This is a genomic window from Aurantimonas sp. 22II-16-19i (assembly GCF_002088275.1).
Classification (GTDB): domain Bacteria; phylum Pseudomonadota; class Alphaproteobacteria; order Rhizobiales; family Rhizobiaceae; genus Jiella.
In genome coordinates, this window is record NZ_AQQS01000061.1 from 1 (window position 1) to 12967 (window position 12967).

Here is a 12967-nt window from a genome sequence, read left to right on the forward strand (position 1 = left end):
CATCTCTTCCATCGACGAGGAGGCTTCCTCGGTCGACGAGGCCTGCTCCGTTGCGCCCTGGCTCAGCTGCTCGGCGGCGGCGGACATTTCCTGGCTGCCGGAGGAGACGTTGCGGGCCGCGCCCGTCACCTCGCCGACGACGGTCTTCAGCTTCGAGACCATCGCATTGAGGGCGTCGATGAGGTCCTTGATCTCGTCATTGGTCTTGACCGAGGCCGTGGCGTCGAGATTGCCGTCGGCGACCGAACGGGCCAGTCCGAGAGCGCTGGCGATCGCCCGGCTGATGTTGAGGACGATCCAGGTGGCGGCAATGGCGGCCAGCAGGGACGAACCGATCAGCAGCCCCAGCAACAGGTTGCGGGAGAAGGTGTAGAGATCGGCGGCGGCGGCGCTCGCCTCGGCCATCTGGCGCTTGTTCAGATCGATGATGGCATTGAGGGCATCGACCGATTTCTGCCGGACCACGGCCGCAGCGCCATTGCCAAGCTCGTAGGCGTAGTAGTCGCCATTCTCGATGGCGATCGCCTGCGCTTCCTTGACGACCGGCAGCCACGCGGCCACGCCATCCCTGAAGGTGGCGAAGGCTCGGCTCTCAGCGGCCGGCAGAAGCGCACCGACGCCGTCGAGTTCGCGGCCGAGCTCGGCAATGCTTGCGTCGAGGGCTTCCGAATACGACTTCTGCGCATCCGGATCGCTCATCGTCAGGAGAACGTTGCGCAGATCGAGAGAGACCTGCGAGAGGGTCCCCTCCAGATCGTTTGCCGCCTCGTAGACGCGGAAGACGGCTGCATTGCCGTCACCGGCAGTTGCCGCGACACCGAGCCGCTGAACCATCGCACGATACGGTTCGAGCGCCGCTTCGGCGAGCCCGCCGGCTTCCTCGACCTTATCCAACGACCGCTTGGCCGAGTTGAGATCGGCGAGGTCCTCGACCTTCTGGTGCTCCGCCAAGAAGCCGTTCCAGGTCTCGGTGAAATTGTCGACGAGCGGCTTGCCTGCCTCGCTCGACATCTCCCGCAACTGCGCCACCTCCTCGCGGAGTGCCGCCTCCTCCGTCTCGATCTGTCCACGAAACCGCTCGAACTCGGCCTGAGTATTGGCGAGAATGTAGTTCTTTTCGTCGCGGGCGATGCGCAGCGTGCGGGCGTTGATCGTCGCGGCGAGCTCGGTGCGGGCGGCGTTGCCCTTCACGATACCCTCGATCGAGTGGTTCAGATTGCCGAGATTCTCAATCGCCACGAACATGCTGATGCCGGACAATGCGACGATGACCGCAAAGGTCGCACCCAGCTTGGCCTTCAAGGTCAGTCTCATCGATCGGTCCTTTCGTTCGCAGTCAGGGACGAGTTTCTGTCTCCCTCTGCCCTGATGATGCGGTTCATGTCTGGGATGATGACGAAGTCGTCGTCGCGCCGGCCGATGCCGCGCACGAATTCCGCCGGCCAGCGCATGCCGACCCGAGGCGCGTCCTCAATGGAGGCGGCGGTGATGTCGGTCACGTCATAGACCTTGTCGGCGAGGATTCCGGCGACCAGGGGCTCGCCGTCGAGATCGATCTCCATGACGACGATGCGCGTGTCGGCGTCCGGCGGCGGACGGTCCATGCCGAAGCTGACCCTGAGATCGGCGAGCGGCACGACGTTGCCGCGCACGTTGATGAGGCCGCCGACGAAGTCGCCGGCATTCGGCACGCGGGTGATCGGGACCGGGTCGAGGATCTCGCGCACATGCGTCGCCTCGAGCGCGAACATCTCGTCCTGGAGCCGGATGGTGAGGGCATGCATGCCTTTCGTCTCCTGCGTGTCGCTCATGCTGCCCGTCCGAGGGTTTCGGCGCGGCGGCGCTCCTCCAGCTTCTGGCCGAAGGCGACGAGATTCATGACGTCGAGAATGAGGGCGACGGTCCCGTCGCCGAGGATCGTCGCGCCCGAGAAGGTCTTGAGGCCGGAATGCAGCCGGGAAAGCTGCTTGATGACGGTCTGGTTGTTGCCGATGATCTGGTCGACGACCAGCCCGACGCGGGTCGTATCGGAGGCGACCACCACCACCTTCTGGAACGGATCGGGCCGGCCCTCGGTGTTGAACAGCTGCCTGAGCTTGAGGAAGGGCACGAGATCGCCGCGAAGGTTCAGGAAGCTGCGTCCCCGCGCGTCGCCGTCGACGCCCGTCGGCAGTTCCAGGCATTCCTCGACGGCGGCGAGCGGGATCGTGTAGCGATCCTGCCCGACGCGCACGAGAAGGCCGTCGATGATCGCCAGCGTCAACGGCAGGCGCAACGTCATCGTCGAGCCCTTGCCCGGCCGGGTGTCGACGTCGATCGAGCCGCGCAGGCCATCGATCGTCCGCTTGACGACGTCCATGCCGACGCCGCGTCCGGACAGCGACGTCACCTGCGCCGCCGTCGAGAAGCCCGGCTGGAAGATCATCCGATTGAGTTCGCCTTCGGTGATCGGCTGACCGGGCACGAGCAGCCCGGCTTCCTCGGCCCGCCGGCGAATGCGTTCGCCGTTCAATCCCGCGCCGTCGTCGGACACGGTGATGGCGACCTCCGCGCCGCGATGGCTCGCCGCCAGGCGCAGCGTCCCCGTCGCCGACTTGCCGCTTTCGGCCCGCCGCTCCGGATTCTCGATGCCATGATCGATCGAATTGCGGATGAGATGGACGAGCGGATCGGCCAGCTGCTCGATCACCGTCTTGTCGAGTTCGGTGTCCTCGCCCTCGGTGACGAAGTTGATCGACTTGCCGAGTTCCTCGGACAGATCGTGGACGAGCCGGCGGAACCGACCGAACAGCGAGCCGATCGGCACCATGCGGGTGCCCATGGTGGTGTCGCGCAGGCTGGAGGTCAGCCGCTCGATCTCTTCCGCCACATTGACCAGCGCGGGATCGTGGATCGTTTCGGCCAGCTGGCTGAGCCGGGCCTGGGCGATGACGAGCTCACCCACCCGGTCCATCAGCTCGTCGAGCCGCTCGGCCGGAACCCGCAGCGTGGCATTGCGCTCGACCTTGACGGACGAGGAGCGCGCCGGGCCCGCGGGCAGGTGCCCGGCCGGCACGGCATCCGCCTTGGCCGGCGGCGTCACCACGGCGACTTCGTCCTGCCGGCCCGCTGCGGCCGCAAGGGCGGCCGGGACCACCGTCGCCGCGACGGGCTGTTCTGGCTGCTGTGTTGCATGGGTCGCCAGCGGCTCGATCAGGAGATCCATGTCGTCGCGCACGAACAGGAAGACGTCGTCGACGGCTTCCTGCGGCACCGGGGCCCGAAGCGTCACGTCCCAGGCGAGATAGCACTGCTGCGGCTCGATCCGGTCGAGCGTCGGCACGTCGGCGGCTTCGGCCAGGACATCGCAGGGCCCGAGCGCCCGCAACTCGTCGAGGAGAAGCAGCGGGTTGGTGCCGAGCGTCAGGGCGTCGGCGGGCAGGCGGAAGCGCACGTGCCAGCCGGCCGAGGCATGGGGAGATGCAGCCGCGACGGCCGCCGCCGGCTGCGGGGTCTCGATCACCGGCGCGTCGCCGCTGACGGCGACCTTCAGCGCGGCGAGGATCGCCGCACCACGTGCCGGATCCGCGTCGGGATCGTCGATCAGCCGGGCCACATGGTCCCGCGCTTCGAGGGCAGCGGCGATCAGCCGGCGATCGGCCGCGGCCTCGCCCTTGCGCACACGGTCGAAGGCCGTCTCGAATTCGTGGATGAACTCGGAGACGGCCGTGAAGCCGAACATGGCTCCGGAGCCCTTCAGCGTGTGCAGGGCGCGGAAGGCCAGGCCGACGAGTTCGCCGTCGTCGGGTCGTTTTTCCAGATCGAGAAGCGCCTGTTCCAGCGTTTCGATGAGATCGGCGGCTTCCTGGCGGAAGACCTCTGCGGGATCGAGGTCGCTCATGCGCCGACGACCTTGCGCATGATCGCCAGGAGCTGATCCGGCTTGAAGGGCTTGACCATCCAGCCGGTGGCGCCCGCCTGCTTGGCCTGCGCCTTCAGACCCTCGTCGGATTCGGTGGTCAGGAAGACGATCGGCACGCCGCTGCTGGCCGGCGTCGCCCGGTACTGGCGGATGAAGGACAGACCGTCCATGCCCGGCATGTTGAGGTCGGTGATGACGGCGTCGACGCGGCTTGCGGTCGCCTTCTGCAAAGCCTCGCGGCCGTCGCACGCCTCGACGACGCTGTAGCCGGCCTGCTTGAGCGTCATGCCGACCATCTGCCGGACCGAAGCCGAGTCGTCGACCATCAAGATCGTCTTGCTCATGAGAAGCTCCAAGGAAAGAAGCGAGGAGGTTCGTCGTCTGCGACGGACCGACCTTGCGGAGGGACCTCCCACACGGCCGCGAGCCGGCGGCAACCGGCTTGCGAATGGATGGCAGGCGAGGAAAAGCGGGAGGCTAGGCGGCGCTGGACCTTAGAATGTCTCGAAACATCGGAGCGAGCCCGGCCCGGTCGACGGCAAGCTGCAGGACACCCCCTGGCTCGACGTCGATCGACATGTCATGGCCGGTGGCGGCAGCAGATTTGCTTGCCGAGACCAGGAGCTGAAGCACTGCGACATCGGCGGAGGCGAGGCCGCGGGCGTCGATGCGGAGGTCGCCGCCGAGGCGTTGCTCGAATGCCGCCGCGATCTCAACGACATTGCGAATTCCGCACTCTCCGGACAACTCGAGAACTTCAAGTTCTCTTGGAGTACTCGTAGAATCAACATGATAAGCTTGGTTCATGGCGCCTGTTCCACCTTGGAATTTCACCCTAGGGTCTTTGTTTCAAGAATTCACTAACGCGTGAACACCATTCGTCGGAAGAATTGCTGCTGCCGACGAGCGAAGACGCCGACGCGTCCCCTCGTTCGACACATCCGGATTTTCGACGCCAAATCAGGCATTTGACGACAGTCCGGATCAGGAACCAAGAGTCGTTTCCAAGGCCTCTTGGTATGCCCCGCCCAACAGAGGAAGGCGCCGCATTCGCGCTCGCCTCGAGCCTGGTATGCCGGCCCTCCATCGACGGTAACCGGCTGGAAACTCAGCGTCAGGCTCTTGTCCGGCGAGTGCCGCGACCAGGACCTGTCGGGGAGAGCCGTACGAAGCCGAGGCAGATGCCGGCCGCGACGGTCACGCCGCCGCCGTCACCTCGGATTTTGCGGCCGTCTCGACGAGAGCGCGGATCTGCTGCCAGCAGGAAACGAAAGCGTCGACGCAGGCGGGATCGAAGTGGCGACCACGGCAGGAGACGATCTCGGCGAACGCTTTCTCGACGGGCCAGGCCGGCTTGTAGGGGCGTTCCGAGCAGAGCGCGTCGAAGACGTCGGCGACGGCGGTGATCCGTCCCTCGATCGGAATGGCGTTGCCGGCGAGGCCGGCCGGATACTTGGCGATGAGCTGCGGATCGAAGCTCGACTGCCGGTCGCAGGGGATGGCGAGTTCGAACTTGCCGCTCTCCGTCGTCACCGTCTTTCTGCCGTAGCCGTTGCGGCCGTTCCCGGCGCGTTCTCGCCGGCAAGATGATGATCCATCTCGCATTCAGCGCCCAGTCGGCGAGCGCCTTCTTCAGCCCCTCAAGCAGGCCGCCCGGATCGAAGGCGGTCTTGGGGTCGGCGCCAGACAGAAGCTGGTCGAGAAGCGCATCAGAAATACCGGGTTCTTTGCGGCGGGCAATGGGGTCTCTCCTTCGGCCCTATTATGCCCGTCCTCACAGGGAATTCCTGACAGCCCCGCTCTCGATCACGATGCGGGCCGACTTTTGCATCGAGGCCGTGGAGGAGGCGCTGGCCCGCTTCCGCAGACCGGAGATCTTCAATACGGATCAGGGGTCGCAGTTCACAGCATCCACTTTGCGACAGTCCTGCTCGCCAGGGACATCGAGATCAGCATGGACGGCAAGGGCGCCTGGCGCGACAATATCTTCGTCGAGCGGCTCTGGAATTCGGTCAAAGACGAGGAGGTTTGTCTGCGGGCCTACGAGACCATCAGCCATGAACGGGCGTCGATCGGCAGATACCTTGACTTTTACAACGGGCGACGTTCGGATTCACTGCTGGGAGGAAAAACGCTCGACCAGATCTACTTCAACCAGCCGATTCTCGCAGCGGCGCAAACCCGGCAGACGATCCACTTGTCAAGCCGCCGAGGCTGTTCAAAGACAAACCGAGCCATCTCTCTGCTCATTGAGCACAACGACGTGAACATTCACTGCGTCCCCGTTGCCGAGAACTCGAGCAGCCAGCGCTGCCATGACCATTCCCTTCTGCATGTCAATCAAAGCTCGCCCAAACAAGCCAATAGCTCTCGTGTTCCAGCAGGCAGTGCCGTTTGCAAGACCCACGATGCGAGCTGGAGCTACTGGCCGGCGCCATCACGATGCTTGTCCGTCCGACGGACAGCGCAGACATCCTGCACCGCCGATGGCGGATCGCCAAGCACACCGTGGCGCGGACTATGCCTCAGCCGACTGTGTGCCGCCCGGTCGGATCGGAACGAGGAATATACCGAGGATCTGAAATGGCTGGCGTCGATTCGCTGAGGTCTTCAGTCCGTCCGTTCAAGATATTGGTTCAGCATGTATCTGACGACGTGCTGAACGACATAGTTTCGTACATGGACGTTGTCGTTGCCGATCCCGGTGTCGCCGAGTGAAGTCACCATCTCGTAAGATGGATAGTAGTCGACATTGGAGAACTGCTTGCAGACACGATCTGCCGCGATACGCAAGGTCGCCTTTGAAACGGCATTGGCGGTAACGCAGTCTTGGCCGGTAAATGTCGTTTGTAGGGGAACGGGTGAAACCGTTAGAACGATGTTTTTGTCACCCAGCTCGCGGATCATCCTTGATACAAGCTGGGTGCATTCATCGACGCCGATCTGATGGAATTCATATCGATCGCCGGAACTTCGAGCATGACCGACCGTCATCTCATTGAGCCAAAGCCCGGTTTCCCGGTCGAACCAAGCTTCGATCAGGCCGAGAGTAATGATGACCGTCGCCGCCTGCTCGATACTGGTGCGGTACAGCGTATGGATCTCTTCGCGCCGCTCTCTCGCTCTCTCGGGCGTAACAGGGTTGGTCCCGGTCGACAGCAATAGGTCAACCGATCCACTGCCCGTCTCGATGATGCCTTCATAATGTACCGGCTGACTGGCAAAGTGTACAGCCTGCGCCATGGAACCGGGATTGTACTGGTTCAGCACGCGGTTGACACCGCCCCTAACTTCTCCTTCGGGAACCCGATACACGGAAGCAGGGACCTTGACCCCCTCCTCCATCAAATAATTCTCAACATTCCGCGCGAAACAAGAGCCGATCGTAAACACGCTGGACTCGCGAGGAATCTTGAAGCTCGGCGCGATAGCCGGCTGCAGCATATTATGGCTTCGACCCTTTTCAACCCAATCAGGGAAAACACGATTTCGAATGTCTGTTCGGTCCGGGAACCGTGCAGCTCTGTTTCTCAGAGTTCTCTTGACGGCGTCAGCCGCACTCGCCACGTCGCTCTTCGTGTTCATGGTACCTCTCCCACTCCGAAAGTTGCGGCGCAGCATATTCAGGTGCGGGGAAAAAGCTATGTCCAAAAGAAAAAAAGCCCGCCGGCCCGCAAGGAGTCGGCGGGCTTGACGAACGAGCCGCGCCGCACTGTTTTTCAGGGCTCTGTCCGTGGCGTTGGCCGCGCTAGCCAAATTGCTCTGTCTCGCCATAAAAAACCCCTCCCGCCCCGAACGTAGCGACGGACGAGACTGGTGCGGCAGAGTATCCGTGTGCAAACAAAGATGGCCGCTGAACCGCCCCGACTTTCCCGGAGACCGGTCGGCTTGAATCCTACGCGGCGATCGGGACCGCCTCAAGCTGTGCGTAGTATGCGGCTTCCGCCTCGGCGGGCGGGAGGTTGCCGATCGGCTCGAGCAGCCGGCGATGATTGAACCAGTCGACCCATTCGAGGGTGGCGAACTCGACGGCTTCGAAGCTGCGCCACGGCCCGCACCGGTGGATCACCTTGGTCTTGAAGAGGCCGTTGATCGTCTGGCGTCCGTGCAACGAGCGCCGTCGATGCCCTCGCGCTTCAATTGGCGCCAGACCTTGCGAACGCCATAGACGCCGAAGTTCGCCTCGAAGACGCGGCGGATCTCGGCGCAATCGCAACCGAGACGACCTCTGCGACGCCATTGGAAAAATCATCGCCGACGTCCCGCCAGCCGAATGCAAAAACCACTTCGCCAATTCAGGCTACGGCGAACCTATTTTCATCCCGCTCTAACGTCCAAGACGGGGCCTTCGCCGAGAATCAACGGCGCCGGCACCTTCCCGGCCTTGCGAAGCCGGCCTTGCGAAGATCGTCGAACCGGGGGGCGATGCGCCGACGCATCACACGCCGGGGCGGCACGGGCCCCAGGACCGAGAGTTTTGGCACGTCCGGTCGGCAGAGGTGTCCGCCGCGATCCGATGCACGAAAGTGCGAGGTCCGCCGTCCCTCGACAGGGTTGCTAGCGCCTCTCGACACCATCTGTGGGGGCATGACTGGGGTATGGGCGCATGCCGCTCCCGCTGTCCGTCGGGCGGGAGGGCTGTCTCGTCCACTGATCCGGCGGGATCCGGCCGAAATGGCCCCCCGGCAGATGCTGCAGTCCGATGTCGCGAAGTTCGAAGTCAGACATCTGGCGCAACCGCTGCTCGTCGCGCCGGATCCGCAGGCGCGCCTTGTGCGCAACAAGGAGGTCTCGCGCCTTCGCCAGGACGTCTCGCCACAGCCGCAGCCAGGGGTGGCGCTTCGGGAAGGCGGTCTCGGCTGCCAGTCTCCGGGGACGGTCTGCGGGCGCACCCGACCGCTCGAACGAGATCTCTTTGGACATTTCCGATCCTCGGCTTTTCAGGTTTCGCACCACGTCCTGCTTGCTGATGGACGAGGTAGCTTCCGAGCCGGTTTTTCGGGCGCTCGCGTTGCTCGCCTGTTTCGAAATCGATCGAGATGCTTACAACCGCAATGCGGACCTCGCCGAGGGCTGCCGCCGGGCTTTCCGGGCGCCAGCTGTCAAACGGCGTTGGAACGGGACCCCATATCGGCGTCCAAACGGGGGTCTGACGCAATCTCGATGACGATCAGGCGGCGCCGAGCAGACGGGCTTCAAGGAGATCGATCTTGGCGCGCCCGTACATCTGGCGCTTTACGAGCTTGAGCTTGTTCACCTGACCTTCGGTCTGGCCGTTCGACCAAGGCTCGATGATGGCATGTCGGACAGCGACTGCGTCCTTCTGGATGCCACGGGCGAAGGATGCGAGCAGGGTTATCTCGGCATCGGCAATCCAGGCCTCCAGTTCGGCGACTGCACGACTGCGGATCATCAGGTGAAAGCGGTCGACCAAGGCTCTTGTGTCGGCGAGTGCCGGAACGCCGGCCTCGATCGCGGCGACCGTGACGGTCTCCGCCTTGGTCAGATGATCCCGCTTCAGTGTCATCAAGCGCGCAACGGTTCTGGCTGACGGAACTCTGCGGAGCTCGGACGCCGACATCGTGTCCGACCGCCGACGCCGTGTCGCCCATTCGCCAACGACGCGGAGAGATCCCGCGAAGCATTTGGCTCGCAGGCGGCGCCAGAGCTCGGCACCATTCCGGCAACCCGCTTCCCACTGCGCATCGAGAAAGGGAAGATGCGGATCGAGAGAGCCCTGCCGACAGCGAAAGACGTCGGTCCGCTCGCCGCGGACGATCTGCCGAACCAGACCACGGCTCCGCCCCGTCCTTCGGACGATTTCCTTGATGGAGACGCCATCAGTGGCAAGTGCCGCCACGGTTTCGTTGGTCTCTTCCCGGCGCAGATAGCCCTCGTACTGGAGCTGTTCGGCCGATGTCAGCAGCTTCGGGGCGATGATCGTCGCACCGAGAGCGGCGCGGATCGGCTTCATGGACTTCTTCACCGTGTCGAGGAAAGCGGCACTGGCGTTTTCCATCAGATGCCAGCGATCGGCGATCTGTACAGCATTCGGGAGCGCCTTTGCCGCTGCTTCGCGATAACCGCCACCGCGATCCCGGGAAACGAACTCGATCTCCGGGTGATCGCTCAGCCAGGCGGCAACCGTGGCGACCTCTCGATCCGGCAGGAGCTTTACGATCCGACGCCTCTGCAGGTCACAGACGATCGAGCCGTAGCGGTGATTCCGTCGGAACGCGAAGTCGTCGATGCCGACGGTCTTCAAGCAATCCTCTTGCTGCCTTGCCCGACGGCGGACCACGCGCAGCAGCGTGTCGTTGCTGACCGGCATCATCAAACGCCTGGCGAAGCTGGCGGCCGGGCGGCCGCCGAGGGCCAGGCCAAGGTGATGGACGATGCACTCCATCCGGCCGGTGCGCCGGGCCCGCTCGGCGACGATGCCATCGCCGAAGCGTTCGGCGAAGATCTTGCGCCGGCAGGTCTCAACGTCACACCGAAACCGGCGGGTGATCAGCCGTAACCGAATGGATCGTCCGTTCGTCGGCAAGTCCATCACATGACGGACATATCGGCTGTGAACCCGCCGCGATGGTGAAGAGCAGCATGGGCAGGTCGCCTGCCTGTTCCTGGCCAGCGCGGTCACCATTAGAATGCCGTCGCAGATTTCGAACTGCTCGACGGACAGACCGGCCGGAATCAGCGAAGACAGCGAGATGGTAGTGGGCATGATGGCGATCTCCTCCCGGAAAGCGCCAGTTCGCTCCTCAACTGCACCAAATCTGAGTCAGACCCGAAAGCCCGCGCCGATACACACTGATGGCCTCAACAGCGGAAACAACTTCTTTGTTGGGAGCCTGCGACTGAACCGGAATCCATCAGCCACGTCGTCCACTTCACGGGCTGGGCTCTGTGTATCGTGCCGTGTATCGTGGCGTGTATCGCATAATTCGGCGGCCGGAGCGGCAGATGCCTGAGATGCGGGATTCTGGCTTAATTGACGGAGCCCCCCCTCTCCGCCAAAATTGTTCAAGCAGAGCAGACTGTTAGCAGCCGATTCGATTGGCGTCCTACGCGCGGCGGGATATTCTGACATCCGGTGCCGAGCGCCAGAGCACACCCTCGGCACGTCGGAGCGCGGATGATTGATCCTGATGACAGCGATGCGAGCGATCTGGCCGGAGCCGAGATCCTGCTGCCGCGCCTCTATAAGCGCGACATTGATATCTTGCTTCGTGAAGAGTTCCTGTTCGGCCGGCCGGTGCAGTGGCTCTTCCTCAATGCTCTGAAGCTGCCTCGCTCGGCGCAGTTCCTCCCGGGTTGGCTCTCCGTTGCCGATGAAATGGAAGGAACGGACGTCCTGGTGCACTCTTAGCTGGTCCTCGTGCTCGGCATCGGTTCTGACGGAAGAGCCTCCTGCTTGCGTCTTGGGTTGCGGTTCAGTTCTTGTTATGTCCTCTCTCCGGCGGAGACGTTCGAGTGGCAGCCCCCTGTCGCCGACGGTGAACGCAAGGGGATTGAAAGGCAGAAGCTCCCGAGCGGCATTCAGAGGGAGAGGTAGATGACCGCCCCGGCGGGACCTGAGCATGGAGAAGCAACGGCGGACGTCATGGACACCTCCGCATGCGCCCGGCCACGCAAGATCATCCATGTCGACATGGATGCCTTCTATGCCTCGGTGGAGCAGAGGGATGATCCCGCGCTCCGCGGCAAGCCCGTTGCGGTCGGCGGCTCGGCCGAGCGGGGCGTCGTCGCAGCGGCGAGTTACGAAGCGCGGGCGTTCGGCGTGCGCTCGGCCATGCCCTCCGTCACCGCGAAGCGCCGCTGCCCGGACCTCATCTTCGTGAAGCCGCGCTTCGAGGTCTACAAGGCTGTCTCGGCAGAGATCCGGGCGATCTTTGCGGAGCACACCGACATCATCGAGCCCCTCTCGCTGGACGAGGCCTATCTCGACGTCACGACCAACAAGCAGGGCCTTGCGTCGGCAACCGTGATCGCGGAGATCATTCGCCGCCGCATCCGCGAAGCGACGGGCCTGACCGCCTCCGCCGGCGTGTCCTACAACAAGTTCCTCGCCAAGCTCGCCTCCGATCACCGCAAGCCAGACGGGCTCTTCGTCGTCACGCCGGCGCTGGGCGAGAGCTTCGTCGAGAACCTACCGGTCGGGCGATTCCACGGCATCGGTCCGGCAACGGCGGCCAAGATGGAGCGCCTCGGCATCCACACTGGGGCCGACCTCAAGGCGCAGTCCCTCGCCTTCCTGCGGGAGCACTTCGGCAAGATCGGCCCCTACTACTTCGGCATCTCCCGCGGCATCGACGAGCGTCCGGTCCGGGCCAACCGCATTCGGAAATCGGTCGGGGCGGAGAACACCTTCTCGGCCGACCTTCATTCGCAGAACGCGATGCGTGAGGCGCTCGGGCCGATCATCGACAAGGTCTGGCGTCATTGCGAGGGGACGGGAACGCGCGGCCGGACGGTGACGCTGAAGGTGAGATACGCCGACTTCCGGCAGATCACCCGCGCCCTCTCCTCGCCCCGGCCCGTTACTTCCCGGATGTGCATCGAGCGGGCGGCATTCCGGCTGCTCTGCGAGCTTCCGGCGGATCCTCGCGGCGTCCGGCTGCTCGGCGTGACATTGTCGGGCCTGACGACCGAAGTTTCGATGCGAACCGAAAGGGTCCAGCTCGCGTTGCCTCTCTGATGCAAGGGCGACGCTACCCGGCACGGGGACGATCCTGCCTTGCATGACCCGCAGGCCGTCACTGAGACGGCCAAGCAACCGAGAGGGCGCGATGGCAGAAGACCCGTTCGATCAGGTGGCGTTTCTCGGCTTCGACGTCTTTGGCACGGTCGTCGACTGGCGCTCGAGCGTCACGCGCCTGGCCGAGCCCTTCCTTCGGCGTCACGGTGTTCGGGTGGATCCACCTATCTTCGCCGACGAGTGGCGCGCGCTTTACCAGCCCGCCATGGAGCGCGTGCGCTCGGGTGAGCGTGCGTGGGTGAAGCTCGACGTCCTCAACCGCGAGAATCTGGAGACGGTGCTCGCGCGCCACGGAGTAGACGTCC

General features: G+C 64.0%; 9 protein-coding genes and 4 pseudogenes. 4 read left to right on the forward strand and 9 right to left on the reverse strand.

Annotation, left to right across the window (positions count from 1 at the left end; all coding sequences use genetic code 11):
- The 6 genes and pseudogenes from ATO4_RS26110 to ATO4_RS26135 all read right to left on the reverse strand — a co-directional run.
- The coding region (locus tag ATO4_RS26110) for a methyl-accepting chemotaxis protein (protein ID WP_139802715.1) at window positions 1-1314 on the reverse strand (1314 nt) is incomplete at its 3' end.
- Window positions 1311-1811 carry a chemotaxis protein CheW gene (locus ATO4_RS26115; protein ID WP_245308934.1) on the reverse strand — a complete coding sequence of 167 codons (501 nt, stop codon included), beginning with the start codon at window positions 1809-1811 and terminating at the stop codon, window positions 1311-1313. The genes ATO4_RS26115 and ATO4_RS26110, both read right to left, overlap by 4 nt.
- A complete protein-coding gene (locus ATO4_RS26120) occupies window positions 1808-3880 on the reverse strand; it encodes a chemotaxis protein CheA (protein ID WP_083595023.1) in 2073 nt (690 codons plus the stop codon). Before ATO4_RS26120 ends, ATO4_RS26115 begins: the two co-directional genes overlap by 4 nt.
- Window positions 3877-4245 carry a response regulator gene (locus tag ATO4_RS26125; RefSeq protein ID WP_083595036.1) on the reverse strand — a complete coding sequence of 123 codons (369 nt, stop codon included), beginning with the start codon at window positions 4243-4245 and terminating at the stop codon, window positions 3877-3879. The genes ATO4_RS26120 and ATO4_RS26125 overlap by 4 nt, the downstream gene beginning before the upstream one ends.
- Window positions 4246-4378: 133 nt before the next feature.
- Window positions 4379-4708: an STAS domain-containing protein gene (locus tag ATO4_RS26130; RefSeq protein ID WP_083595025.1), complete on the reverse strand. Its 330-nt coding sequence runs from the start codon at window positions 4706-4708 to the stop codon at window positions 4379-4381.
- 531 nt (window positions 4709-5239) lie between these two features.
- Window positions 5240-5642, reverse strand: a pseudogene (locus ATO4_RS26135) (transposase); the annotation flags it as partial.
- A gap of 58 nt (window positions 5643-5700) precedes the next feature.
- Here ATO4_RS26135 and ATO4_RS28580 point away from each other — a divergent pair.
- A pseudogene (locus ATO4_RS28580) lies at window positions 5701-6056 on the forward strand (integrase core domain-containing protein); the annotation flags it as partial.
- Between the two features lie 455 nt (window positions 6057-6511).
- On the opposite strand, the gene ATO4_RS26145 reads toward ATO4_RS28580, so the two are convergent.
- From ATO4_RS26145 to ATO4_RS26165, 3 genes and pseudogenes are all read right to left on the reverse strand, one after another.
- Window positions 6512-7486, reverse strand: a complete 975-nt coding sequence (locus tag ATO4_RS26145; RefSeq protein ID WP_176223187.1) for a GSCFA domain-containing protein — start codon at window positions 7484-7486, stop codon at window positions 6512-6514.
- A 310-nt stretch (window positions 7487-7796) separates the two neighbouring features.
- Window positions 7797-8000 (reverse strand): annotated as a pseudogene (locus tag ATO4_RS26150) (IS3 family transposase); the annotation flags it as partial.
- Between the two features lie 1071 nt (window positions 8001-9071).
- Window positions 9072-10628 carry an ISL3 family transposase gene (locus ATO4_RS26165; RefSeq protein WP_083595032.1) on the reverse strand — a complete coding sequence of 519 codons (1557 nt, stop codon included), beginning with the start codon at window positions 10626-10628 and terminating at the stop codon, window positions 9072-9074.
- Between the two features lie 411 nt (window positions 10629-11039).
- Between ATO4_RS26165 and ATO4_RS26170 the strand changes: the two genes are divergently transcribed.
- The 3 genes and pseudogenes from ATO4_RS26170 to ATO4_RS26180 form a co-directional block, all read left to right on the forward strand.
- Window positions 11040-11273, forward strand: coding sequence for a hypothetical protein (locus tag ATO4_RS26170; protein ID WP_083595033.1), 234 nt, complete (start codon window positions 11040-11042; stop codon window positions 11271-11273).
- 234 nt (window positions 11274-11507) lie between these two features.
- Complete coding sequence (gene dinB, locus ATO4_RS26175; protein WP_210191150.1) at window positions 11508-12602, forward strand: DNA polymerase IV; 1095 nt, start codon at window positions 11508-11510, stop codon at window positions 12600-12602.
- Window positions 12603-12693: 91 nt separating this feature from the next.
- Window positions 12694-12967, forward strand: a pseudogene (locus ATO4_RS26180) (haloacid dehalogenase type II); the annotation flags it as partial.

Excerpts from the sequence above, each read along its gene's own strand:
- ATO4_RS26145 (WP_176223187.1), bottom strand. The coding sequence starts at position 7,486 with ATGAACACGAAGAGCGACGTGGCGAGTGCGGCTGACGCCGTCAAGAGA.
- ATO4_RS26120 (WP_083595023.1), bottom strand. The coding sequence starts at position 3,880 with ATGAGCGACCTCGATCCCGCAGAGGTCTTCCGCCAGGAAGCCGCCGAT.
- dinB (WP_210191150.1), top strand. The coding sequence starts at position 11,508 with ATGGACACCTCCGCATGCGCCCGGCCACGCAAGATCATCCATGTCGAC.
- ATO4_RS26165 (WP_083595032.1), bottom strand. The coding sequence starts at position 10,628 with ATGCCCACTACCATCTCGCTGTCTTCGCTGATTCCGGCCGGTCTGTCC.
- ATO4_RS26125 (WP_083595036.1), bottom strand. The coding sequence starts at position 4,245 with ATGAGCAAGACGATCTTGATGGTCGACGACTCGGCTTCGGTCCGGCAG.
- ATO4_RS26170 (WP_083595033.1), top strand. The coding sequence starts at position 11,040 with ATGATTGATCCTGATGACAGCGATGCGAGCGATCTGGCCGGAGCCGAG.
- ATO4_RS26130 (WP_083595025.1), bottom strand. The coding sequence starts at position 4,708 with ATGAACCAAGCTTATCATGTTGATTCTACGAGTACTCCAAGAGAACTT.
- ATO4_RS26115 (WP_245308934.1), bottom strand. The coding sequence starts at position 1,811 with ATGAGCGACACGCAGGAGACGAAAGGCATGCATGCCCTCACCATCCGG.